The following is a 23662-nucleotide window of genomic DNA, read 5'->3' as shown; positions in this document are numbered from 1 at the left end:
TTAAGGATGGTACCCTGTCTGAGTTTTAAGCCTTAACCGCAGCTTTTTGAGAGAGCTTATAAAGCGGGAGAAGTGTTTTGAATGCATCCTGTACGGTGCTGATAAATTCGTCACCGCTCATCTTTACTGCGTCATCGCGGTCAATCCTGATGCCGCAGAGTAATTCAGCTTTTTTAACGGTTTGAAGACGCTTGAACAGGTTTTGAAGATCCGTATTGCTCAACTCTTTCTGAACAAGGGTTTGAGGTTTCGTATGATCACCTGACCAGACAAAGTGATCAGGAATATTCTTTTTCAATTTGCTCCAGTTTTTTTCAATCGCTTCACCGTATTCTTCTTTTACCGGCGCTTCGTATATGACAGCAAACCAGGCAAAAGCATGTGTCTCCCAAAGTCCGATCTGGAAGTGCGGCAGCATTTTGTAGCCGCGTTTGCTGCCTGCAAATGCCACCCACGTATCATTCGGAGGGTTAACCGACCGGCGGGCATGCTTTGCAACATGAGGGAACATCTCTTCTCCCGTCATGGCCGACAGCTCATCCGCGAACACTTCCCCGAGCACTTCAAGCTTTGGTCTGACAGCTGAAATGAGCGCCTCCATCCGCTGATCAAGTCCATCTATTTTAAAGACATCAAAATCTTCATTTGTAAAACCTTTAAATTCCATATGATTGCCTCCCGTTTGCAGGTAATGGAATCAGTTTAGCACAGGTGTGCGCATATTCGAAAGGAACTTGCACGTTTCGACACTCCTTCAATGTGGTATTTAAAAAATAATAGGTAAATACACAATTTTCACTTCCAAGTTGCATCCTATTTCCATATCTCATATCATATATAAAAATATCAGAAAATTAAGTCAATCGATTAAAAGTCACCGGTTAACAATTATAGACAATTTTTGAAAGGGGCGGTAGAAAGATGAAACAAATCGTCAGAACGACAGGACAAAAGGAATCAGATCATCGCATAGGGGTGCTAAAGCTCGAACTGGACTATGAATTGGCCACCCTTTACGACGCCATGACCGATAATGATGAAACGAAGAAGAATGAATGCAAACGCAAGCTTGAGAGACTCAGAAAAGAATGGCTCAGACTTCAGGCATAGCAGCCGCAAACAAAAGCGAACCTCAGCACAGGGTTCGTTTTTATCTGAGCAGACATATCCTCCCCGCAGAGCGCTTGCGTTTCTTAAATTCATTGCGTTATTCTTACTATATAGAAGTCGTTCACAGCCTTTAACCCTGCAATTAGGTTACCTACATAGAAAGAAGGTTTATACATGGAAAATTGGACTAAGATTGAAGAGGATGCGAAAACGTGGATATATGAGGCAGGAGAAAAAATCAGGCAGTCTTTTCAGAAGGTACTGTCTGTTCAGGCCAAATCAAATCCCGATGATCTCGTTACGAATATGGATAAAGAAACAGAACAATATTTAATTTCTAAAATCAACCATACATATCCCGGGCATAAAATTCTTGGAGAAGAAGGTTTTGGGGACAAGCCTGAGTCGATGAACGGCGTTATCTGGATTGTTGATCCGATCGACGGAACGATGAACTTTGTTCACCAGCAGCGCAATTTTGCCATTTCCATTGGAATTTATGAGAACGGCGTCGGACAGGTCGGCCTCATCTATGATGTGGTGCATGACGAGCTTTACCATGCGGTTAAAGGAAAAGGCGCCTATATGAATGATACGGAGCTTCCTAAGCTTAAAGATGTGCCGCTGAATGAAGCCGTCATAGCCCTGAACGCTACCTGGGTCATGGAGAATAAACGATTTGACCATAATAAACTTGTTCCTGTTGCAAAAGCGGTCAGAGGGACAAGATCATATGGCTCAGCAACGATTGAATGCGCATATGTAGCAGCTGGAAGGCTTGACGCCTACATCACTTTGAGGCTTGCCCCGTGGGATTTTGCAGCAGGCCTAGTGCTGCTTGAGGAAGTCGGAGCAAAAGCAACCACTCTTGATGGAAAACCAATCAATATGCTTGGACAAAACAGCATTTTTGTAGCGAAAAAAGGAATTCATGAAACGATATTGAATGAGTACCTAATTAAATAATGATCGAGAGCAGACCATACGAGGATGCAGATCTGGAATTTTTCAAGGAGCTCATTTCTTCAAGCCTTGCATGGCAAAAGGAAGAATGCCTCCCGGAGCAGGCTTCAGAGTACATGATCTCTCATAAGATGTATAACGGGGAATGGCAGATTTGGAGCTGCAATAACGAAGCAATCGGCATTTCTTTTCATATCAGCTGGTCTCCTTCAAACGAGAAACCATGGCTTGGAACGGTACTAGTTAAAGAAGATCAGCGAAAAAAAGGGTACGGAAAAGAAATCGTTTCGCACATCTCAGCCAATCTGAAGAAGGCAGGCCATAAAGCCGTTTTTGCCGGCTGTCCGGCTGAAAAGCTTGACTGGCTGAAATTTCTCGCATCGTGCGGCTTCGAGCAGCTGAAGCTTGAACGGGATGCGGATGGTAAAGATTATATGATTACAGTGAAACCTGCTTAGCAGGTTTTTTTCATGCGGCGAAAAAACAAAAATAAAGCCCGGACATATATCCAGGCTCTCTAAAGCATTCCTTTATCGCGCATTTTCTTTTTTGTGGCAAAGCCAAATCCCATTGCTCCAGTAAGTGCAAGCAGCGAGAGAACGACTCCGATTATACTTCTTTGCCCGACAGCGATGCCGACTGCAACCATAGATGCCGCCGCTGTAAAAGCCAAAAGAAAGAAAATCCATTTTCCGGATTTCATCGTTGTTTTCATCCCCTTTAAAGCGGTTTGGACAGAAAATACTGCCCCTTTTATCAGTTTACATAAAATGATTTCTTTTTTCTACAAAAGTTTGTGGTATAATACACTAGGTTATTTTAAATTTTTAGGAGATGAAAATGTGAAACTTCGAAATGATATTCGAAACATTGCGATTATTGCCCACGTAGACCACGGGAAAACGACGCTTGTAGACAAATTGCTTCACCAGGCAGGAACGTTCCGTGCGAACGAACAAGTTGCAGAAAGAGCGATGGATTCAAACGACCTCGAACGCGAGCGCGGAATCACGATCTTGGCAAAAAATACGGCAATTAACTATAAAGATACACGCATTAACATTATGGATACACCAGGACATGCCGACTTTGGCGGAGAAGTAGAGCGAATCATGAAAATGGTTGACGGCGTACTTCTTGTTGTTGACGCTTATGAAGGATGTATGCCCCAAACACGCTTCGTGCTGAAAAAAGCACTTGAGCAAAAGCTGACGCCGATTGTTGTTGTCAATAAAATTGACCGCGACTTTGCACGTCCTGAAGAAGTGGTGGATGAAGTTCTTGACCTGTTCATCGAACTTGATGCAACGGAAGAACAGCTTGAGTTCCCGGTTATCTTTGCATCTGCAATGAACGGAACGGCAAGCACAAGTCCGGATCCTGCTGATCAGGAAGAAAACATGGTTGCATTATTTGATTCTATTGTTGAGAACATTCCTGCACCAGTTGACAACACAGATGAGCCTCTTCAATTCCAGGTAGCTCTTCTTGACTACAATGACTATGTAGGACGTATCGGAATCGGCCGTGTATTCCGCGGAACGATGACTGTCGGCCAGCAGGTTTCATTAATGAAAATCGACGGAAGCATCAAAAACTTCCGTGTAACGAAATTATTCGGATTCCAGGGATTAAAACGCGTTGAAATCGAAAGCGCTAAGGCAGGGGATCTTGTTGCCGTTTCCGGAATGGAAGACATCAACGTAGGGGAAACAGTCTGCCCGGTTGAGCATCAGGAAGCATTGCCTATCCTCCGCATCGATGAGCCTACCCTTCAAATGACGTTTGTTGTCAACAACAGCCCATTTGCAGGCCGCGAAGGAAAATATGTGACGTCACGTAAAATCGAAGAGCGTTTAATGGCGCAGCTTCAGACAGATGTCAGCCTTCGTGTTGAGAACACAGAATCTCCGGATGCGTGGATCGTTTCAGGACGCGGTGAGCTTCACCTTTCTATCCTGATCGAAAACATGCGTCGCGAGGGCTATGAGCTGCAGGTTTCAAAACCTGAAGTTATCGTAAAAGAAATTGACGGAGTACGCTGTGAGCCGGTTGAGCGTGTTCAAATCGATGTTCCTGAAGAGCATACTGGTTCTGTTATGGAATCAATTGGTGCCCGCAAAGGCGAAATGCTTGATATGATCAACAACGGCAACGGTCAAGTCCGTTTGATTTTCAACGTGCCTGCACGCGGATTAATCGGCTACTCTACTGAGTTCATGTCTATTACACGCGGTTTCGGCATCATTAACCACACATTTGACAGCTACCAGCCAATGCAGCCTGGCCAGGTTGGCGGACGCCGTCAGGGTGTACTGATTTCAATGGAAAACGGAAAGTCAACGACTTACGGTATCCAGGGAATTGAAGACCGCGGAATCATCTTCCTTGATGCAGGTACAGACGTGTATGAAGGAATGATCGTAGGAGAGCACAACCGCGAAAACGATCTTGTTGTCAACATCTGCAAAATGAAGCAGCAGACAAACATCCGTTCAGCGAACAAAGATCAAACGAGCACAATGAAAAAACCTCGCATCATGTCACTTGAAGAATCTCTTGAATACTTGAACGAAGATGAGTATTGCGAACTTACGCCTACTTCAATCCGTTTGAGAAAGAAAATTCTTGATAAGAACGAACGCGAAAAGCAGGCTAAAAAGAAAAAGCTTGCAGGATTGCTTTAAGTCTGACTCTGGACGTGCAATGGAGGGGATAGCGGGATGAACGTATACGAAAGTATGTGGCCGGTTGCCTACAGCATTTATACGGCAACTGAACCCGATACACAAACAGGGGCAAATATCTTATATTTGGTCATTCTCGGATTGTCAATTATCGTATTCAAGCTGGGGTTTGCTAAAAAGCTTCCCCTTCTTCAGACAATTGTCATCTACTTGTTTTTGATGTTCGGCTGTACGGTTCTGACGTTTTTAGGAGCGTTTTTGCCTGTTGCAGAAGGACTTATTGTGGCTGCTCTGATTTTGATTATTTATAAAATCAGACTCCACAGGTCAAAAAAAGCCGAGCAGCAGGATGCCGCAACATGAAGTCGATTCAGGACTCCCTCTACAATTGGCTCTCCATTAAAACAGTGGCAGACGCCCGTCCTGAAGACACGGCAGCAGCAGATACATTCAGCCTTTTTGATCAGCTGCTGAAGGAAAATCATGATATACAGGAAATTTCTGTCCAAAAGGACGAAGTGATGTACCTGGTCGCATATAAGCTGAACGGGGAACTGAAATCATCCAGATTTCCCGTTGAACTGATTGACAGCATGATTGAGCAGATTGAAGCTGAGCCTGAAAAATATAAGAACTATTAAAAAAGACACCTCAACTCCGAGGTGTCTTTTTGTGTATGCATGCCGCAAGCACTGCGGCAAACAGAATATGGCCGGCGATCCACCAGCAGATCGCTTCAATATTAAAAATGCCGGGTGTTTCTTTAACAGCAAGAATGGTGAGAGGGAAATAAAGGAGGGCTGCAGGCAGGGTAAGGAGGAAAGACGCAGCCCATACTTTTCCGGCAGACAGTCTGAAAGCACGGGTCATCCAGCTGCAGACGATGCCGATTGCGACGGCCACCGCCAAATGAAGAATGAATTCAGCCAGTTCAGGGAGAGGCCTGCTATATATAAAGTCGATATTAAGCAATAAAACATATACTTTTTCGCCGCTGACTTGTTCGGCAAATTTAAGAAAAAGCCCCAAAAGAATTCCGCTCAGTAGGCCGGCAATGGCGCCTCTCAGTGCCACTACCAGCTGTCCTCTGTTTTTTTATCTCTGTAAAGCTTGAAATTCCCGGTATTTGCGCGTTCAATTGTCCGGTTTTCAATTCTGATTTCACACTCTTTGCACATATATGTATGGATTGGCCTGTTGCGCAGACGCTTCGCCTGGAGTGTTTCATCATGGATCGTTTCAACTTTGTCGCACAGCACGCATTTTACTCTCATGTGACACCTCATTCTTATTTTTTGGAGATAATGATTTGATTAAGCCGCCTGTTCCATTCGTAAGTTCAGCAGGCAGCGGAGATTTATCGGCAAAAAGGATGTCCGAATTTGAATGTAGCAAGCATTAGAAAAAAAAGGTATGATAGCATTATACAACGAATATGGAGGGAAGAAAATGGCTAATAAGTCAGAAACCAAATTGATTCAGCCCTTGTTTGACAATCTCCAGAAAGAACGTTTTGCTGTTTTTGCCACAATTGACTTTGAAACAGGCGCTCCGAATGTGTCGGCCGTCTCCTGGGTTTTTGCACCGGATGAGGAGCGGGTGTACCTTGCCGTTGATAACCGCTCGCGGATTGTCAAAAATATCAAAAAGCATCCTGCTGCAGCTCTGACGCTGCTTGCAAACGAGTCTACATATACAATTAACGGAAATGCACATATAAAGGAAGAAAAACTTGAATCTGTCCCTCTGAAGCTTGCCCTGATTGAACTGGTGATCTCTGAAGTAAGAGATGTGATGTTTTACGGTTCGAAAATTTCGGCTGAACCAGCATATGAAAAAACATATGATGAAAAAGCAGCAGCTAAGCTTGACGGCCAGGTTCTTGAAGCCATGAAAAAAGCTTAGTTCAGGATGAACTAAGCTTTTTGTGTTTGATATGGAAGTATTCATGTTTCCGGTGAATATTACGATTAGTTTTCGTCGTCAAGCGCTTGCGCTTTTGAGTTAGTTTCTGTTTAAGTGGTTCTCTGACTGATCGTTCTGTTCGCGGTCAAGCTCTTTTTGCTCTTTTGAGTTGAGCTGATTGTTGTCCTGTTCAGTCGGTCTGTTATGGCGGTTTTGATTGTTAAGAGCATCATTCGGGATTTCGGGCATCACGCGTCCGACAATGGCAGCAAGCTCATCAAGAATGCCTGAAATCGGTTTGCCCTGCTGAATGTCTTTGCCGATTGCTTTTAGACGCACTGTCGTATCAGCATCTGCAATGATAACAGCATTTGCACCATACGGGTCGTGCTGAATGCTTTCTGCAACCGCATATTTAATGGATTCAGCCTTGTTTCTGTCAAGCTCTGAGTTCACATCAATCCCTACAATGGCATATCTTCCGAGAACAACGGCGCTGGCATCATTTACACCAGGCACCCGGCCTGCAAGATCAACGAGGCGGCGTGAAATCTGCTGGCCTGTTTTCTTTTCAACCGGCTCATTGACAGAGTTCCTGACGTTCATCGGCTTTCCATTTTGATCTTCAGAACGGTTTTGTTCTGATCCCTGATTGTAAGAACAGGCTGAAAGCATAAGCACAAGGACCAATGCTGAAAATGTCATACTGCGCATGTAATCACTCCTTTTAGACCATGCTTTTTAATTTTATTGTCCGATAAATCTTCTATCTTTATGCACCATTTCATATATTTTAGCAACGCTTCAATTACAGCTTGATTATTTCAGGACCCCGAGCACGCGCAGCACGCTCTAAAAACCCGTATAAGGTAGGAGGCGGAAGGTTGAGTAAAATCTATGTTTTGGATACGAATGTCTTACTTCAAGATCCGAATTCCATTTTTTCATTTGAAGAGAACGAAGTAGTCATTCCAGCAGTTGTTCTAGAAGAGGTCGATTCAAAAAAAAGGTATATGGATGAAATAGGACGAAATGCAAGACATGTTTCCAAACTCATTGATAGCCTAAGGCTCATCGGAAAGCTGCATGAAAAAATACCGCTGCCGGGCGGAGGCTTTTTAAGAATTGAACTGAATCACCGCTCGTTTCACGAGCTGCAGGAGATTTTTATTGAAAAAACAAATGATAACCGGATCCTTGCGGTGGCGAAAAATCTGTCAATTGAAGAAGAGACAACCGAAAACGGCAGACCTGTCATATTGGTAAGCAAAGATACGCTGGTCAGAGTTAAGGCTGATGCAATCGGGCTCATTGCAGAAGATTTTCTGAGCGACAGAGTGGTTGAGATTGACCGGATCTACACGGGCTATCTTGATTTGTATATAAGCGGGGATGATCTAAACAGGTTTTACGAAAAAAATGAGCTGATTCTGGCAGAGGTGACAAATCATCCATTTTATCCGAATCAGTTTGTCATTATGAAAAATGCTCTCGGCGGTTCATCATCTGCTATTGGAATTGTGGACAAAACCGGGAAAAAGGTAAAACGTCTGGTCTTTGATCATGATCATATTTGGGGGATAAAACCGAGGAACGTACAGCAGACAATGGCGATGGAGCTGCTTCTGAGAAACGATATGCCTCTTGTGACGCTGATCGGGAAAGCGGGAACAGGCAAAACGCTGCTTGCATTGGCCGCTGGACTTATGCAAACAGAGGACCTGGGATCATTTAAAAAACTGCTTGTCGCAAGGCCGATTGTGCCGGTCGGAAAAGATATCGGCTATTTGCCGGGGGAAAAGCAGGAGAAGCTCAGACCGTGGATGCAGCCGATTTATGATAACCTCGAATATTTATTTAATGCCAAAAAGCCGGGAGAACTGGATGCCATTCTTGCCGGAATGGGTTCAATTGAAGTAGAAGCCCTCACATATATAAGAGGAAGAAGTATTCCTGAACAGTTCATCATCATTGATGAAGCTCAGAATTTAACCAAGCATGAAGTGAAAACAATTCTGACGAGGGTAGGGGAAAAGAGCAAAATTGTCCTCATGGGGGATCCCGAGCAGATTGATCATCCTTACTTGGATGAATACAACAACGGGTTAACCTATGTTGTGGAGAAATTTAAAGACCAGCAGATTGCAGGGCATGTCAGACTTGTCAAAGGTGAGCGCTCTGGCCTCGCGCAGCTGGCAGCTGATTTGTTATAAAAAACACGAAAAGCCGCTGATCTCAGCGGCTTTCTTATGGGAAAGCAGAGAATGCTTTCTATTCAACAATTATTTTTTTTATGTTTTTAACAGGATTGTCTTTATTGCTTCCGTCACCATAGTAAAGAGTCGCAGGCCCAACATCAGCAAGGGGTTTGCCGTTTCTGCTGAAGCCGAGTACGGCGTTTGAGGCTTCTTTCAAAGTCAGTTCAATTTCTCCTTCGCCAGTGGAAAAAATGACCTTTCGTGCATCGGCTTTCGGCTCGGCATTTTGGAGAAACGGGAAAAATGGAATTCCGAACGTTCCGTTAAGCAGCGCTTCTTTTTTTGTAACTTTTCTTTCTTCCGGCAGCCGCGCACCTTCTTTTATTTCCTGATCCCAGTGTTTTGAAACAGCTTTAGTGTATTCCTCAAGCTCATCAAGGGAGTCTCTGCTTTCTTCAAAATAAGTATTCAGATCCACTTTGCGGTCATCAAAAATCCAGACCCCCGGGTCGAGTGTAATTGAATAGGCTACATTTCCTGTAAGAGTAATGATGGATTCCATTGCTGCACGTCCTTCCTTTAGTAAGCTCTTTGTAAAGTATAAGCGCTTTCCTGTATTTTGTCATGCCGCTCATGCTGATTCTTTTAATTGGGCAAACTACGTTTCATAATGATGAACAGATGAGGTGAACGGAAATGCCGTGCAAGACGAATGAAGAGCTTGCTGAACTGGTGGAAGAAGCGAAAAAGGTGACGTCAGAAGGAAAAGTAGCGGATTATATACCTGAGCTTGGAAAAGCAGAAGCGGATGATTTGTCCGTTGCCATTTACCATGTGGAAAATTCCTGTATGTCTGCCGGGGATATTGAAAAGACGTTCACTCTGCAGAGTATATCAAAAGTGCTGACTCTTGCACTTGTTTTAATGGATCACGGGGAGCCGTACGTTTTCAGCAAAGTTGGAATGGAACCGACCGGAGATCCGTTTAATTCCATCGTCAAACTCGAAACACACGAAAAACAGCGCCCTCTGAATCCCATGATCAATGCCGGTGCGCTTGCGGTCACAAATATGATTAAAGGCTCGACAATGGAAGAAAAACTGCTGAGGTATATTGATTTTATACGGAAGCTTACGTTTAACAAGAAAATAAACATCTGCAAAAATGTGGCCGCGTCTGAATTTGAAACCGCCTGGCTGAACAGGTCGCTCTGTTATTTCATGAAAAAAGACGGGATCATTGAAGGGGACGTTGAAGATCTGATTGATTTATACTCCAATCAGTGCGCTATTGAGATGCACAGTTTGGACCTGGCAAAGATAGGGGCTGTTTTTGCGCTCGACGGCAAGCACCCCGAAACTGAACAGCAGGTGATTCCAAAGGATATTGCCAGAATATGCAAAACCTTTATGGTAACGTGCGGAATGTATAATGCTTCGGGCGAATTTGCAATAAAAGTAGGCATTCCGGCAAAGAGCGGGGTTTCAGGCGGAATTATGGGGATCGTCCCCTATCAGTTTGGAATCGGCATCTTTGGGCCGTCTCTTGATGAAAAGGGGAACAGTATTGCAGGAATAAAACTCCTCCATCTTTTGTCAGAAAAATATGAATTGAGCATCTTTTAGCAAAAGAGGGCCGGCGTGCGGGAAACACCCTGTTTTTTCTTGATTTTTTCACGCTTACCCTATAATATTAATAGATAGATTAAGGTAATCGCTCGGGAACGGAGGGGTTCAATTGGCGTCTGAGATTGCAATTGATCATCGAGAAAAAGCACTTGCTCTTTTAAAAGCGGATGCTGATAAAATTACGAAGCTGATTCAAGTCCAAATGGACAATTTGACGATGCCTCAATGTCCTCTTTACGAAGAGGTTTTAGATACACAAATGTTTGGACTTTCAAGAGAGATTGACTTTGCTGTCAGGCTTGATCTCATCGAAGAAAGAGAAGGCAAAGCGATCCTCGACACACTTGAGAGAGAAATGTCTGCACTTCATGAAGCTTTTACGAAAAAATAAGCTTCGCGTTAAAGCTTACTGAATGAAAATGAAAACTCAAACTGCCTGAAAAATGCAGTTTGAGTTTTTTTATAAGGTAAATCAATCCCGGAGCTTTAGACCTACATACTTTTTTAACTTGTTTCCGCCTGTTTAGCGCGTTACCATAAGTCGTGCCCCTGAAAGCAAGATTTCAGAAGGAATTCCGTCTGCCAATCTCGAACAATAAAAGGAAAAGAACTTCATCATGAAAACAGCAACTTGTAACGATAGGAAGCGATAAAATGATAAAAAAAATCTTAAAATCATATGACTACTCACTTATCCTTGCGGTTCTTCTTCTGTGCGGATTCGGACTTGTCATGGTATACAGTTCCAGCATGATTTCAGCGGTTGCAAGGTGGGAATATACCAGTGACCACTTCTTTAACAGGCAGGCGCTGTTTATTGCGGCAGGGCTTATTGTACTTTTGCTGAGTATGATTTTTCCATACCGGGCCTATCTGCAGCCATTCTTTCTCAGAAGCGTGGTTCTCATTTCTATAGGCATGCTGCTGGCCATTTTTGTGTTTGGATCTGTCGCAGGAGGTGCAAGAAGCTGGTTTTCACTCTTCGGATTTAAGCTTCAGCCGGCAGAGTTCGTGAAACTAAGCGTCATTCTCTATCTCGCAGCTGTATATGAAAAAAAGCAGTCGTACATTGAACATTTCGGACGAGGAGTACTTCCTCCAATTATTTTTACTGGATTCATTTGTGTGCTAATTATTCTGCAGCCGGATATTGGCTCTGCATCCATCATCGCCATGATTGCACTGACAATGGTTCTTTGTTCAGGTCTGGGACTTAAAAATATTGTCAAACTTATTGTGCTTGGATTGTCGATGCTTGCAATAGTCAGTCCTTTAATAATCTGGAAATGGAATGATATTTTTACACCAGTAAGAATGAGCAGGTTTACAGGCTTTATGGATCCATTTGAAAATGCCGGAGGAGCGGGCTTTCAGCTTGTGAATTCCTATTACGCCATAAGTTCAGGCGGACTTACAGGCCTTGGACTCGGAGAAAGCATTCAGAAGTACGGTTATCTTCCCGAAGCACACACGGATTTTATTCTTGCCATCATTTCTGAAGAGCTTGGCATTTTTGGCGTGTTATTTGTCCTTGTTCTCCTGGCCTTTATTGTGTTGAAAGGGTTTCATATAGCACGCAGCTGCGATGATGCATTCGGCACACTTCTTGCCATTGGCATTTCAAGCATGATTGGCATTCAGACAGCCATAAATGTCGGCGGTCTGACCGGACTTCTTCCGATAACAGGAGTTACGCTGCCGTTTATCAGCTACGGGGGGTCATCGATGATCCTGCTGATGCTTTCAATGGGGCTGCTAATAAACATTTCAATGTTTGTTAAATACCGCTCTGTTTATCAGAAGGATGAAGTGAAAAAAACAGCTGAACTGAAAGGCAACGCGGTTCCCTTTCAGCAAAATTAAAGTGATATACTAATTTCTAATGTGTTATACTATTAATCGAACAACTGATGAAGCCTAAGGGGGATTCCTATGACGCAGAAAAAAATTCAGAAAATACTTGTAGCTAACCGCGGTGAAATTGCCATTCGCGTGTTCCGCGCCTGCACGGAGCTGAACATCAGAACGGTCGCTGTATATTCCAAGGAGGACTCGGGCTCTTTCCACCGTTATAAAGCAGATGAAGCATACATAGTCGGTGAAGGAAAAAAACCGATCGATGCCTATCTTGATATTGAAGGTATTATTGAAATTGCTAAAAACAACGGGGTTGACGCCATCCATCCCGGATACGGATTCCTGTCGGAAAACATTCACTTTGCAAGAAGATGCGAAGAAGAAGGCATTATTTTTATAGGGCCTAAATCCGCACATCTCGATATGTTCGGGGACAAAGTAAAAGCTAGAAAACAGGCCGAACTGGCAGAAATCCCTGTCATTCCAGGCAGCGACGGACCTGTTGCAAGCCTTGAGGATGTAGTTGATTTCGGACGCAAAAACGGATATCCGTTCATTATCAAAGCTTCCCTTGGCGGAGGCGGACGCGGCATGAGGATTGTCAGAAGTGCTTCTGAGGTGAAAGAAAGCTATGAGCGCGCCAAATCTGAAGCGAAGGCTGCATTCGGCAATGACGAAGTGTATGTTGAAAAGCTGATTGAAAATCCAAAGCACATTGAAGTTCAGATTATCGGGGATGACCACGGAAACATCGTGCATCTTTATGAGCGCGACTGTTCGGTTCAGCGCCGTCATCAGAAGGTTGTGGAAGTTGCACCAAGCGTATCTGTAAGCGAAGAACTCAGACGGGAAATTTGCGATGCAGCTGTGAAATTGATGAGCAATGTCAGCTATGTAAATGCAGGGACGGTTGAATTTCTTGTAGCAGGCGGAGAATTCTACTTTATTGAAGTCAATCCCCGCGTACAGGTAGAGCACACGATTACTGAGATGGTGACTGGCATTGACATTGTGCAGACGCAGATTATGGTTGCACAGGGACATGCCCTCCACAGCAGTAAAATCGGCATACCGCAGCAGGATGAGATCAGAGTAACAGGCTATGCCATTCAATCAAGGGTGACGACAGAAGATCCTTTGAACGGCTTTATGCCGGATACAGGAAAAATTATGGCCTACCGCTCAGGCGGCGGATTCGGAGTCAGACTTGATGCCGGCAACGGATTCCAGGGAGCTGTCATTACACCTCACTATGATTCTTTGCTTGTAAAGCTTTCAACACAGGCGCTTACATTCGAACAGGCAGCTGCCAAAATGATCAGAAACTTAAGGGAGTTCCGCATCCGCGGTATTAAAACAAACATTCCGTTCCTCGAGAACGTAATCAGGCATGAAAAGTTTATGTCAGGTGAATACGATACTTCTTTTATCGACTCGACACCGGAGCTGTTTGTTTTTCCGAAGAAAAAAGACCGGGGAACAAAGATGCTTTCCTATATCGGCAATGTGACCGTCAACGGATTTCCCGGCATTGAGAAGAAAAAGAAACCTGTATTTGACAAGCTTCATATTCCGAAAGTCAAATACTCAGAACCGGTCCCTGAGGGAACAAAACAGATTCTTGACAAGCTTGGGCCTGAAGGTCTTGTAAACTGGCTGAAAGAGCAAAACGAAGTGCTGCTGACAGATACAACATTCCGCGACGCCCATCAGTCTCTGCTTGCCACAAGACTGAGAACAAATGACATCAAACATATTGCAGAGCCGACAGCAAGACTTCTTCCTAACTTGTTTTCTCTTGAAATGTGGGGCGGCGCTACATTTGACGTAGCGTACAGATTCTTAAAAGAAGATCCGTGGGACAGACTGCTGACAGTCAGAAAACAAGTCCCGAATGTTTTGCTGCAGATGCTCCTCCGTGCTTCAAATGCTGTTGGGTATAAGAACTATCCTGACAATGTGATCGAAGAATTTGTAGAAAAGTCAGCCTATGCCGGCATTGACGTTTTCCGGATTTTTGACAGCCTGAACTGGGTAGAGGGAATGCGGCCAGCCATTGAAGCGGTAAGAAAATCAAACAAGCTTGCAGAAGCGGCTATTTGCTACACAGGCGACATTCTTGATCCTTCCCGCCGAAAATATGATCTTGCCTACTATACGAACCTTGCGAAAGAACTTGAAGCATCAGGGGCGCATATTCTGGGAATTAAAGATATGGCGGGTCTTCTTAAACCGCAGGCTGCCTATGATCTGATTTCCGCTTTGAAAGAAACAATTGATATCCCTGTTCATCTTCATACACATGATACCAGCGGAAACGGCCTGTTTACATATGCCAAAGCGATTGAAGCAGGTGTTGATGTTGTGGATACAGCGGTGAGTTCGATGGCAGGTCTGACTTCACAGCCGAGCGCCAATTCCCTTTATCATGCTCTGCAGGGAATGGAGCGGCGTCCGAATATTGATATTGAAGCACTGGAAGAGCTTTCGCAGTACTGGGAAGGCGTGCGTCACTATTACCGGGATTTTGAAAGCGGCATGAATGCCCCTCACTCTGAAGTTTACATGCATGAAATGCCCGGCGGACAGTACAGCAATCTTCAGCAGCAGGCTAAAGGAGTCGGCCTTGATGACCGCTGGAATGAAGTAAAGGAAATGTACAGACGCGTCAACGATCTTTTTGGAGACTTGGTGAAAGTGACGCCTTCTTCTAAAGTAGTCGGCGATATGGCCCTGTTTATGGTTCAGAACAACCTGACAGAAAATGATATCTTTGAGCGCGGCGAATCGCTTGATTTCCCTGATTCAGTTGTAGAGCTGTTTGAAGGCTATCTCGGCCAGCCGCATGGCGGATTTCCTGAAGAACTGCAAAAAATCATTCTTAAAGGCAGAGATCCAATTTCGGTCAGACCGGGAGAACTGCTTGAGCCGGTTGATTTTCCTGCTTTAAAAGAAGACCTGTTTAAAACGCTTGGCCGTCAGGTGACAAGTTTCGATGCGATTGCCCATGCTCTATACCCTAAAGTCTTCCTTGACTATGCAAAGACGTTTGAACAATTCGGTGATATTTCTGTGCTTGATACACCTACATTCCTTTACGGAATGAGACTTGGCGAAGAGATTGAAGTCGAAATTGAACAGGGTAAAACCTTGATCGTAAAACTAGTATCAATAGGCGAACCTCAGCCGGACGGTACGCGGGTCGTTTATTTTGAACTGAACGGACAGCCGCGTGAAGTCATCATCCGCGATGAAAACGTCAAGGCAACGGTTACCGCCAAAATGAAAGCTGATAAAGGCAACAAGGATCACATTGGTGCGACAATGCCCGGAACAGTGATAAAAGTACTTGTTGAAAAAGGCGAAAAAGTAAGCAAGGGCGATCATCTTCTTCTCACTGAGGCTATGAAAATGGAAACGACCGTTCAGGCTCCATTCTCAGGTACCGTAAAAGAGATTCATGTTGCAAACGGTGAAGCCATTCAGACTGGTGATCTGCTGATTGAAATGACTGAGTAATTCTTACTTATATAAACCGAAAAGGCAAGAGCCCGGTGTGAACCCGGCTCTTGTCTTTTTCTTTGTTAAGGAAATGATAAAGAGCAAAAGGCTGTGGATTACATAACAATGTTATCCTCGGCAAGCGGAAGCGCCTAAATCCTCTGCCAGAACAAATCCGTCAAAAAAGGCGGGACCCGGACTTTTCCGACGGATTTTTATCTGCCTATCGGAGCGGACTTTGGCGCTTACGCTTTTGTTCTTTACCGAGCCTATCATTTCTTTCATTCGCCGGGGGAAAACAGTACAATCATGAAAGAGGTGATTGTCATGAAGACAGCAGCAGTCTGGTTCAGAAGAGATTTAAGGCTGCAGGATCATACAGCCCTGTCAGAGGCCGTAAAATGGGCAGAAGAACATAACGGAAAGCTGTTTTTGTTTTTTCAGCTGAATCCGGCTTTTCTTGAAAACCCGGCAGACTTCCGCCATCACTATTTTTTTCAGACATTAAAGGCGTTTATGGATCATTGCAGGGAACATAAAATTGCCTTTCATCTGATGTATGGCGAGACTGAAGAAATAATGGAATCATTAATTAAAAAAATACCTGAGATCACCCTGTTTTTATTTAATGAAGATGAAACAGGCTACGGAAAAGAACGCGATGACAAGGTGAAAAAGGTTCTGAAAGAAAATGAGGTCGAGTACTGGACGTTTCAGGATCATTTCCTTCATGGGGCTCAGGAAGTTAAAAAGCAGGACGGCTCCCTTTACAAAGTATACACGCCTTATTACAAAGCGTGGAGCAAGCTTGAAAAAAAACAGCCTGCCGAAATCGATCTGAAAAAACTCAGTGCCTGCACCGTTTCAAAGCAGGACCTTCCTGGTAATGGGGCTGAAAAGCTTAAGGAGATTATCGGCAGCCTTGAAGAAAGAGAGGACGTCGGGGAAGAAGCTGCTCTTAAAACCCTGCAGGAGTTTACAGACGAAAAATTGGAAGATTACCATAAAAAAAGAGACCTTCCGGCTGAAGCGGGGACAAGCAGACTCTCTAGATATTTAAAAACTGGAAGCATCTCTATCCGCACTGTCTATCACCACATTATGCAGAGTGAGGATCATCTTCAGGATAAGGGAAAAGAAACATTCATCAAGGAGCTTGCCTGGCGGGACTTTTATAATATGGTGTACGTTCAGTTCCCAAACAGCGTGAATGAAGAAGCGGATCAGCGCTACCGGACAATTAAATGGAATACGGATAAAGAGAGGCTGAAAGCGTGGAAAGAAGGAAAAACAGGCTATCCAATCGTTGATGCGGGCATGAGGCAGCTGAATGCAGAAGGATGGATGCATAACCGGCTGAGAATGATCACAGCTTCCTTTTTAACGAAAGATTACCTGCTTGACTGGAGGCTCGGGGAGGCGTATTTTGCAGAAAAACTTGTCGATTATGAGCCCGGATCCAACATTGGAGGATGGCAGTGGGCAGCATCTGTCGGAACAGACCCTGTCCCGTACTTCAGAGTGTTTAATCCGGTCACACAATCAAAAAAGTTTGATCCTGATGGAGAGTATATCAAAAAATACGTGCCCGAGCTTCGGGACGTAGACGCTAAACGGATTCATGAGCCGTGGAAGATGAGCAGCGGGGAACAGAAAGAAGCTGGCTGCATCATCGGAAACGATTATCCGGAACCTACAGTCATACACAGCGAACAGCGGGTAAAAGCAATTGAAATGTTTCAGGGCATATAAAAAAGAGAGGCATCAATGCCTCTCTTTTTTATATGGCTTTCTTATCTTCGTTGTTCTTCAAAGCCTCACGGTTTATCCGGTTGCGGCTGATCAGCAGAATGAAATAGCTCAGCACTCCGAACAGACAGGAAATAATAAGTGCGTGGGCCAGGGCAACGCCAAGGTTCAGCCCGGTTAATACGACAAGCGCGCCTGATGCGACCTGCATGGAAATAAGGGCAAACGCTATGATCCATCCATAATAGACAGCTTTCTGATGTTTATAGTGCTTAACTGCGGTATAAGCAGCATATGCCACCCAAACAAAAATCAGAGCAGCTGCAAATCTGTGGCCCATCTGAATCCACTCATGCAGAGTTCCAGGCAGCCCGTATGGCCTGTTGCTGCACATCGGCCATTCCGGACATGCGAGGCTTGCCCCCTTATGTCTGACAAATGCACCTGTATAGACCACGATATATGTGTAGCAGATGATGCCGATGCTGTGGAATTTCATCCTTTTATCAATAATAAGGGACTCTGTATCAAACTTTTTGTCTACTTCAAAAATCAGCAGGGTGAGCAGCAGCACTGATGCAAAAGAGATAAGAGAAATACCGAAATGCAGGGCAAGAACGGCATCAGACTGTCCCCATTTTACTGCGGCTGCACCAATAAGCGCCTGAAGAATCAGGAAAAAGAAAGAAAGAGCAGCCAGAAATTTCGTTTCCCTCTTATGTCCGATTTTGATCCAGGAAGTTACAGCCAACAGCAGGACAAGAATGCCCGCAAGTCCGCTGACAACCCTGTGGCTGAGCTCAATGACAAGCTCCGGGGTAATTTCAGACGGAATCAGTTCTCCGTGGCAGAGCGGCCAGGAATCTCCGCATCCTGCGCCGGATTCCGTTTTTGTGACGAGTGCTCCCCCTAAAAGCACAAGAAGCATCACTAGTGTTGTGAGCACACCAATTCCTTTTAATGCTCGATGCAAGATGTTCACCTTCTTATTCGTAGTAATGAGCTTATGAAAACCGGACACTTTAAAGTCCGGCAGGCAACAAATAATGACAATATCTATCTTCTGTTTATTATACTGGCAAAACAGAATGAATGAAAAGGAATGATATGGAGAAATCCCAATAGAATCATTTTTTCGCAAAAGATTCCATTATCTATAAAAAATTCCTGACAGGTATGATAGAATGTTAACGTGGTCATAAAGGTGTGCCATTTATTTTTAGAGTATCAGTGAATGAATTGCTTTTCAATGAATTAGCCGGCTCTCCTGTTCTGCTTCACAATTTCGACAAAACTTCTTCATATTTTGTTCACAAAACAAGAACCGATTATGGTTTAATATCAAGAAGGAAGCGATTTTGAAAATATTGCTTAATTTAGTATGATATAGCAAGCTGCACAGCCGGCAGCAGAGTTAAAAGGGGGACTGTCATACGTGCCTGATTCAAGGACCTCGAAAGAAACAGGATTCGGTGAAGTAGTTTATGAATCAACCGTCTTAAAAGACTTTTTGAGCCTTATTAAAATGGGAATCGTCAATTCCAATTTAATCACCGCGTTCACTGGCATCTGGCTTGCGCTGTATTTTAACGGGCTAAGTTTTCTCGGCAATATTGACACAGTTCTGTATGCGCTGTCAGGATCCGCTCTTGTGATTGCAGGATCTTGTGCCATCAACAACTTTTATGACCGTGACATAGACCATATTATGGAGCGGACAAAGACGAGACCGACTGTCACAGGCAGAATGAATCCAGTTCAGGCACTGTGGATTGGTGTTTTATTGCTTGCATTCGGATTTATCATGCTCTCCATGACAACGGCAGCAGCAACGCTTATCGGGTTGATCGGCGTAATTACATACGTCTTTTTATATACAATGTGGACAAAACGCCATTATACGCTGAATACAGTTGTCGGCAGCATCTCCGGTGCCGTTCCCCCTCTCATTGGATGGGCAGCTGTTGATGCAGACCTCAGTGTGACGGCATGGGTATTGTTCATGATCATGTTTATCTGGCAGCCGCCGCATTTTCTCGCTCTCGCAATGAAGCGGGTTGAGGAATACCGGGCAGCCGGGATACCAATGCTGCCTGTCATTCACGGATTTGCTGTTACAAAAAGGCAAATGATGGTCTGGGTAATCTGTCTATTGCCTTTGCCGTTTTACTTGTTTCAGCTTGGTGCAGCATTCATTATTCTGGCAACTGTCCTGAACCTCGGTTGGCTAGTGCTTGCCCTGTCCGGCATAAAGGCTAAGGATGACCTGAAATGGGCAAAGTGGATGTTTATTTATTCGCTGAACTACTTAACGATCCTTTTTGTGGCGATGGTACTTTTCACGATCAACTAGGTTAGAAATTCTTTCTTTTAGGAATTTACATAGAAGGAATTGACAATTCCTGTGAGCATGCGGGGATTAATTTACTGAAAGAGGGGTTTGATTTAGCTATGGAAAAGAGGCTGACAAAATTTCGTCTCGTTGCCGTATTTGCAATGCTGACACTTGTCCTAGCCGGCTGTGGTGAACCATATCTTTCCGCTCTTCAACCAGCTGGTGAAGTAGCGGATATGCAGTACTCGCTTATGATTTTGAGTACACTCATCATGGTCATTGTAATCGCAGTCGTAACTGTGATCTTCATTTATGTGGTTGTGAAGTTCAGACAGCGCAAAGGTGAGGAAAATAAAATTCCCGAGCAAGTAGAGGGAAGTCATAAACTGGAAATCATTTGGACTGTTATTCCTATTCTTTTACTGCTTGTGCTGGCGGTTCCTGTAGTATCTGCAACATTTGAGCTTGCAGACGTCAAGGCAATGGATAAAAAAGACCGCAAGCCTGAAGATGCAGTCGTTGTAAACGTAAGAGCAAACCTTTACTGGTGGGAATTTGAGTATCCTGACTACGGGATCATCACGAGCCAGGATTTAGTTGTGCCGACAGATGAAAGGGTTTACTTTAACCTGATTGCTTCTGATGTTAAACATTCATTCTGGGTGCCTTCTGCAGGCGGAAAAATGGATACAAACACGGAGAATGTGAATAAATTCTGGCTTAATTTTGACGGTGACCGCGCTGAGCAGGCCGGAGAATACTTCTACGGAAAATGTGCTGAGCTTTGCGGACCTTCACACGCTTTGATGGATTTTAAAGTTGAAACAAAATCCAAGGAAGAGTTTGTTCAGTGGGCTGAAGAAATGAAGAATGCCAAAGCTGTTGCATCTTCTGACCTTGCTAAAGAAGGAGAGAAGCTGTTCCAGGAAAAAAGCTGTATCGGCTGTCACGCTGTCACTCCGGTGGATGAGCGTCCTGAACAGGCAAGAACTGCTCCCAACCTTGCAAGCTTCGGCGAGCGTTCACGAGTTGCAGGAATTCTTCCTCATAATGAAGAGAACATCAGAAACTGGCTGAAAGATCCTGAACAGTACAAACCGGGCAATAAAATGACAAAAACATACCCGGAACTGAATGATCAGGAACTTGATGCTCTTACAGAATACTTAAGCGGCTTGAAGGTAGAAGCCAAATAAGATTGTCTTAGCAGAATAAAAGGGAGGTAACACTGTGAGTACGTTAACTCAGAAAAAAGGGTTCGGCGCAGTTCTCTGGGACTACCTGACAACGGTAGACCATAAGAAAATCGCCATCCTTTACCTGGTTTCCGGCGGCTTCTTCTTCCTCGTGGGAGGTCTGGAAGCGATGCTGATCCGTATTCAGCTCGCTGTACCGGATAATGATTTCATCTCAGCCGGACTATATAATGAAGTTTTAACCATGCATGGAACAACCATGATTTTCCTGGCAGCCATGCCGCTGATTTTTGCATTTATGAATGCGGTGGTTCCTATTCAAATCGGAGCCCGCGATGTTGCATTTCCTTTTTTAAACTCTCTTGGCTTCTGGCTTTTCTTCTTTGGAGGATTGTTCCTGAACATGGGATGGTTTTTAGGAGGAGCTCCTGATGCAGGCTGGACGAACTATGCGTCGCTTGCTCTTAATTCACCTGGACACGGAATCGATTTTTATCTATTAGGTCTCCAGATATCAGGATTTGGAACACTGATTGCCGGGATTAACTTCCTTGCAACCATCATCAATATGCGCGCACCAGGAATGACTTACATGCGCATGCCGCTGTTTACATGGACAACGTTTGTAGCATCTGCACTTATCTTGTTCGCTTTCCCGCCGCTTACAGTCGGCCTTGCTATTATGATGTTTGACCGCATTTTCGGAACAGGGTTCTTCGTTCCTGAACTAGGCGGAAATACAATCATCTGGGAGCATTTATTCTGGATCTTCGGACATCCTGAGGTTTACATCCTGATTCTTCCTGCATTCGGAATTTTCTCTGATGTCCTTCCTCATTTTTCCAAAAAGCGTCTTTTCGGATACTCTTCCATGGTATTCGCAACTGTACTTATCGGCTTTTTAGGATTCATGGTATGGGCGCATCACATGTTTACAACCGGTCTTGGACCGATTGCAAATGCAATTTTTGCGGTTGCCACAATGGCAATTGCTGTTCCTACAGGCATTAAGATCTTCAACTGGATGTTTACAATGTGGGGCGGAAGCATCCGGTTTACCGTTCCGATGATCTGGTCTGTAGCATTCATCCCGACGTTTGTAATGGGCGGAGTAACAGGAATCATGCTTGCTGCTGCTCCTACAGATTATCAGTATCATGACACGTATTTCGTTGTAGCCCATTTCCACTACGTTATTGTAGGCGGAGTTGTCATGGGATTATTTGCAGGCCTTCACTACTGGTGGCCGAAAATGTTTGGAAAAATGCTCGGAGAAAAGCTTGGCGTCGTTACATTTGTCCTGTTCTTTACAGGATTCCATTTAACTTTCTTTATTCAGCATTTCCTTGGACTGATGGGGATGCCGCGCCGTATATTCACATTCCTGCCTGGCCAGGGACTTGAAATGGGTAATTTTATCAGTACAGTCGGTGCATTCCTGATGGCAGCCGGAACAATCGTATTGCTCTGGAACATCATTATTTCATCGATTAAAGGTGAAAAAGCTGCAGGAGATGCATGGGGAGACGGGCGCAACCTTGAGTGGGCCGTTTCATCGCCTGCACCTGAATACAACTTCAAACAAACTCCGCTTGTACGCGGGCTTGATGCACTGTGGGTAGAAAGAATGGAAGGCAATAAAGGAATGACTCCAGCCGAGCCGCTTGGCGATATTCATATGCCTAACGGATCGATTCTTCCTTTGATCATGTCTTTTGGATTGTTCGTTGCTGCATTCGGACTGCTTTATCATTCAGAACACGCATGGGGCATTCCGGTTATTATCATCGGATTTGCCATTACTCTTGGCTGTATGTTCCTGCGTTCTATCATTGATGATCACGGTTATCACATCCACAAAGAAGATTTGATGAATGATGATAACGATAAGGGGGTAAAGGCATAATGCATGTTGAGGAAAAATTGACAGCTGAAACGTTCCCTGCCTCACCTGAAAAGGCAACCCTTGAAGGCAAAAATAAGTTTTTGGGTTTCTGGCTGTTCCTGGGCGGAGAGACAGTTCTGTTCGCTTCTTTATTTGCCACGTTCCTGGCACTCAGGGATTCTGACAACGGAGGGGCAACAACCCAGGAGATGTTTGAGCTTCCGCTCGTATTTGGTGCAACAATGCTTCTTTTGACAAGTTCTCTGACGAGTGTATATGCAATGTATCACATGAAGAACTTTCAATTTAAAAAAATGCAGCTATGGATGGGAATCACGGTTCTTTTAGGAGCTGCCTTCCTTGCACTTGAGATTTATGAATTCAATCATTATATTCATGAATTCAAATTCACTATGACAAGCAGTGCACTTGGCTCTGCCTTTTACACGCTTGTCGGAACACATGGTGCCCACGTGGCATTCGGTCTCCTTTGGATTACAACATTGATGGTCCGCAATGCAAAAAGAGGACTGAACTTATACAACGCACCTAAATACTACGTTGCAAGTCTTTACTGGCATTTCATTGACGTTGTATGGGTATTCATCTTCACAGTTGTATACTTAATGGGAATGGTGGGATAAACT

24 protein-coding genes are annotated in these 23662 nt (G+C 44.3%); 17 read left to right on the top strand and 7 right to left on the bottom strand.

Going from position 1 to position 23662, the window contains the following annotated elements:
- Positions 1-25 precede the first annotated feature (25 nt).
- A complete protein-coding gene (locus RKD52_RS13255) occupies positions 26-667 on the bottom strand; it encodes a YktB family protein (protein WP_454100068.1) in 642 nt (213 codons plus the stop codon).
- Between the two features lie 254 nt (positions 668-921).
- Here RKD52_RS13255 and RKD52_RS13250 point away from each other — a divergent pair, with 254 nt between their 5' ends.
- From RKD52_RS13250 to RKD52_RS13240, 3 genes are all read left to right on the top strand, one after another.
- Positions 922-1110 carry a hypothetical protein gene (locus RKD52_RS13250; RefSeq protein ID WP_454100067.1) on the top strand — a complete coding sequence of 63 codons (189 nt, stop codon included), beginning with the start codon at positions 922-924 and terminating at the stop codon, positions 1108-1110.
- 174 nt (positions 1111-1284) lie between these two features.
- Positions 1285-2076 carry an inositol monophosphatase family protein gene (locus RKD52_RS13245; RefSeq protein ID WP_454100066.1) on the top strand — a complete coding sequence of 264 codons (792 nt, stop codon included), beginning with the start codon at positions 1285-1287 and terminating at the stop codon, positions 2074-2076.
- The gene (locus RKD52_RS13240; RefSeq protein WP_454100065.1) at positions 2076-2531 is read left to right on the top strand and encodes a GNAT family N-acetyltransferase; all 456 of its coding nucleotides are present in this window, start codon (positions 2076-2078) and stop codon (positions 2529-2531) included. Before RKD52_RS13245 ends, RKD52_RS13240 begins: the two co-directional genes overlap by 1 nt.
- 59 nt (positions 2532-2590) lie before the next feature.
- Here the strand turns inward: RKD52_RS13240 and RKD52_RS13235 are convergent, their stop codons facing one another.
- Complete coding sequence (locus RKD52_RS13235; RefSeq protein ID WP_454100064.1) at positions 2591-2776, bottom strand: YlaF family protein; 186 nt, start codon at positions 2774-2776, stop codon at positions 2591-2593.
- Between the two features lie 139 nt (positions 2777-2915).
- Here RKD52_RS13235 and typA point away from each other — a divergent pair, with 139 nt between their 5' ends.
- From typA to RKD52_RS13220, 3 genes are read left to right on the top strand one after another with little or no spacing between them, the layout of a single operon-like run.
- The gene (gene typA / locus RKD52_RS13230) at positions 2916-4760 is read left to right on the top strand and encodes a translational GTPase TypA (protein ID WP_454100063.1); all 1845 of its coding nucleotides are present in this window, start codon (positions 2916-2918) and stop codon (positions 4758-4760) included.
- 54 nt (positions 4761-4814) lie between these two features.
- Entirely contained in the window at positions 4815-5123 is a 309-nt protein-coding gene (locus tag RKD52_RS13225; RefSeq protein ID WP_454101216.1) for a YlaH-like family protein, read from the top strand.
- On the top strand, positions 5120-5401 hold the full coding sequence (locus tag RKD52_RS13220) for a hypothetical protein (RefSeq protein ID WP_454100062.1): 282 nt from the start codon (positions 5120-5122) through the stop codon (positions 5399-5401). Before RKD52_RS13225 ends, RKD52_RS13220 begins: the two co-directional genes overlap by 4 nt.
- A 10-nt stretch (positions 5402-5411) precedes the next feature.
- Here RKD52_RS13220 and RKD52_RS13215 read toward each other — a convergent pair whose 3' ends face one another.
- Both RKD52_RS13215 and RKD52_RS13210 read right to left on the bottom strand, forming a co-directional pair.
- On the bottom strand, positions 5412-5834 hold the full coding sequence (locus tag RKD52_RS13215; protein WP_454100061.1) for a hypothetical protein: 423 nt from the start codon (positions 5832-5834) through the stop codon (positions 5412-5414).
- Entirely contained in the window at positions 5834-6034 is a 201-nt protein-coding gene (locus RKD52_RS13210) for a YlaI family protein (protein ID WP_369732929.1), read from the bottom strand. Before RKD52_RS13210 ends, RKD52_RS13215 begins: the two co-directional genes overlap by 1 nt.
- A gap of 175 nt (positions 6035-6209) precedes the next feature.
- Between RKD52_RS13210 and RKD52_RS13205 the strand changes: the two genes are divergently transcribed.
- Positions 6210-6665 (top strand): pyridoxamine 5'-phosphate oxidase family protein, encoded by a 456-nt coding sequence (locus RKD52_RS13205; RefSeq protein WP_454100060.1) that lies wholly within the window; start codon positions 6210-6212, stop codon positions 6663-6665.
- A gap of 99 nt (positions 6666-6764) precedes the next feature.
- On the opposite strand, the gene RKD52_RS13200 is transcribed toward RKD52_RS13205, so the two are convergent.
- Complete coding sequence (locus tag RKD52_RS13200; RefSeq protein ID WP_454100059.1) at positions 6765-7379, bottom strand: YhcN/YlaJ family sporulation lipoprotein; 615 nt, start codon at positions 7377-7379, stop codon at positions 6765-6767.
- Positions 7380-7549: 170 nt separating this feature from the next.
- Between RKD52_RS13200 and RKD52_RS13195 the strand changes: the two genes are divergently transcribed.
- A complete protein-coding gene (locus tag RKD52_RS13195; protein ID WP_426864573.1) occupies positions 7550-8878 on the top strand; it encodes a PhoH family protein in 1329 nt (442 codons plus the stop codon).
- 58 nt (positions 8879-8936) lie between these two features.
- Here RKD52_RS13195 and RKD52_RS13190 read toward each other — a convergent pair whose 3' ends face one another.
- On the bottom strand, positions 8937-9425 hold the full coding sequence (locus tag RKD52_RS13190) for a peptidyl-prolyl cis-trans isomerase (RefSeq protein WP_454100058.1): 489 nt from the start codon (positions 9423-9425) through the stop codon (positions 8937-8939).
- Between the two features lie 134 nt (positions 9426-9559).
- On the opposite strand from RKD52_RS13190, the gene glsA reads away from it, so the two are divergent.
- From glsA to RKD52_RS13165, 5 genes are all read left to right on the top strand, one after another.
- The gene (glsA, locus tag RKD52_RS13185; RefSeq protein WP_454100057.1) at positions 9560-10489 is read left to right on the top strand and encodes a glutaminase A; all 930 of its coding nucleotides are present in this window, start codon (positions 9560-9562) and stop codon (positions 10487-10489) included.
- 112 nt (positions 10490-10601) lie between these two features.
- Positions 10602-10883, top strand: a complete 282-nt coding sequence (locus tag RKD52_RS13180) for a YlaN family protein (protein ID WP_369732935.1) — start codon at positions 10602-10604, stop codon at positions 10881-10883.
- A gap of 263 nt (positions 10884-11146) precedes the next feature.
- Positions 11147-12355, top strand: coding sequence for an FtsW/RodA/SpoVE family cell cycle protein (locus RKD52_RS13175; RefSeq protein WP_454100056.1), 1209 nt, complete (start codon positions 11147-11149; stop codon positions 12353-12355).
- 69 nt (positions 12356-12424) lie between these two features.
- On the top strand, positions 12425-15868 hold the full coding sequence (gene pyc, locus RKD52_RS13170) for a pyruvate carboxylase (protein ID WP_454100055.1): 3444 nt from the start codon (positions 12425-12427) through the stop codon (positions 15866-15868).
- A 309-nt stretch (positions 15869-16177) separates the two neighbouring features.
- On the top strand, positions 16178-17602 hold the full coding sequence (locus tag RKD52_RS13165; protein WP_454100054.1) for a cryptochrome/photolyase family protein: 1425 nt from the start codon (positions 16178-16180) through the stop codon (positions 17600-17602).
- A gap of 28 nt (positions 17603-17630) precedes the next feature.
- Here RKD52_RS13165 and RKD52_RS13160 read toward each other — a convergent pair whose 3' ends face one another.
- Positions 17631-18572, bottom strand: a complete 942-nt coding sequence (locus RKD52_RS13160; RefSeq protein WP_454100053.1) for a COX15/CtaA family protein — start codon at positions 18570-18572, stop codon at positions 17631-17633.
- A gap of 462 nt (positions 18573-19034) precedes the next feature.
- On the opposite strand from RKD52_RS13160, the gene cyoE reads away from it, so the two are divergent.
- From cyoE to ctaE, 4 genes are all read left to right on the top strand, one after another.
- The gene (cyoE, locus tag RKD52_RS13155) at positions 19035-19952 is read left to right on the top strand and encodes a heme o synthase (protein WP_454100052.1); all 918 of its coding nucleotides are present in this window, start codon (positions 19035-19037) and stop codon (positions 19950-19952) included.
- 98 nt (positions 19953-20050) lie between these two features.
- On the top strand, positions 20051-21130 hold the full coding sequence (coxB, locus tag RKD52_RS13150) for a cytochrome c oxidase subunit II (RefSeq protein ID WP_203290105.1): 1080 nt from the start codon (positions 20051-20053) through the stop codon (positions 21128-21130).
- Positions 21131-21164: 34 nt separating this feature from the next.
- Entirely contained in the window at positions 21165-23036 is a 1872-nt protein-coding gene (gene ctaD / locus RKD52_RS13145; RefSeq protein WP_454100051.1) for a cytochrome c oxidase subunit I, read from the top strand.
- A complete protein-coding gene (ctaE, locus tag RKD52_RS13140; RefSeq protein ID WP_454100050.1) occupies positions 23036-23659 on the top strand; it encodes a cytochrome c oxidase subunit III in 624 nt (207 codons plus the stop codon). Before ctaD ends, ctaE begins: the two co-directional genes overlap by 1 nt.
- The last annotated feature ends 3 nt before the right edge of the window (positions 23660-23662 follow it).

This window comes from Metabacillus sp. SLBN-84, from assembly GCF_053629595.1.
The sequence above is the reverse complement of the archived record's forward strand: the minus strand, read 5'-3'. Positions and strand labels throughout refer to the sequence as shown.

Coding starts and splice junctions, on each gene's coding strand:
- ctaE (WP_454100050.1), top strand. CDS start 23,036: ATGCATGTTGAGGAAAAATTGACAGCTGAAACGTTCCCTGCCTCACCT.
- RKD52_RS13175 (WP_454100056.1), top strand. CDS start 11,147: ATGATAAAAAAAATCTTAAAATCATATGACTACTCACTTATCCTTGCG.
- RKD52_RS13250 (WP_454100067.1), top strand. CDS start 922: ATGAAACAAATCGTCAGAACGACAGGACAAAAGGAATCAGATCATCGC.
- RKD52_RS13205 (WP_454100060.1), top strand. CDS start 6,210: ATGGCTAATAAGTCAGAAACCAAATTGATTCAGCCCTTGTTTGACAAT.
- RKD52_RS13245 (WP_454100066.1), top strand. CDS start 1,285: ATGGAAAATTGGACTAAGATTGAAGAGGATGCGAAAACGTGGATATAT.
- RKD52_RS13210 (WP_369732929.1), bottom strand. CDS start 6,034: ATGAGAGTAAAATGCGTGCTGTGCGACAAAGTTGAAACGATCCATGAT.
- RKD52_RS13190 (WP_454100058.1), bottom strand. CDS start 9,425: ATGGAATCCATCATTACTCTTACAGGAAATGTAGCCTATTCAATTACA.
- coxB (WP_203290105.1), top strand. CDS start 20,051: ATGGAAAAGAGGCTGACAAAATTTCGTCTCGTTGCCGTATTTGCAATG.
- RKD52_RS13240 (WP_454100065.1), top strand. CDS start 2,076: ATGATCGAGAGCAGACCATACGAGGATGCAGATCTGGAATTTTTCAAG.
- RKD52_RS13220 (WP_454100062.1), top strand. CDS start 5,120: ATGAAGTCGATTCAGGACTCCCTCTACAATTGGCTCTCCATTAAAACA.
- glsA (WP_454100057.1), top strand. CDS start 9,560: ATGCCGTGCAAGACGAATGAAGAGCTTGCTGAACTGGTGGAAGAAGCG.
- RKD52_RS13255 (WP_454100068.1), bottom strand. CDS start 667: ATGGAATTTAAAGGTTTTACAAATGAAGATTTTGATGTCTTTAAAATA.
- RKD52_RS13235 (WP_454100064.1), bottom strand. CDS start 2,776: ATGAAATCCGGAAAATGGATTTTCTTTCTTTTGGCTTTTACAGCGGCG.
- pyc (WP_454100055.1), top strand. CDS start 12,425: ATGACGCAGAAAAAAATTCAGAAAATACTTGTAGCTAACCGCGGTGAA.
- RKD52_RS13200 (WP_454100059.1), bottom strand. CDS start 7,379: ATGCGCAGTATGACATTTTCAGCATTGGTCCTTGTGCTTATGCTTTCA.
- RKD52_RS13165 (WP_454100054.1), top strand. CDS start 16,178: ATGAAGACAGCAGCAGTCTGGTTCAGAAGAGATTTAAGGCTGCAGGAT.
- RKD52_RS13225 (WP_454101216.1), top strand. CDS start 4,815: ATGTGGCCGGTTGCCTACAGCATTTATACGGCAACTGAACCCGATACA.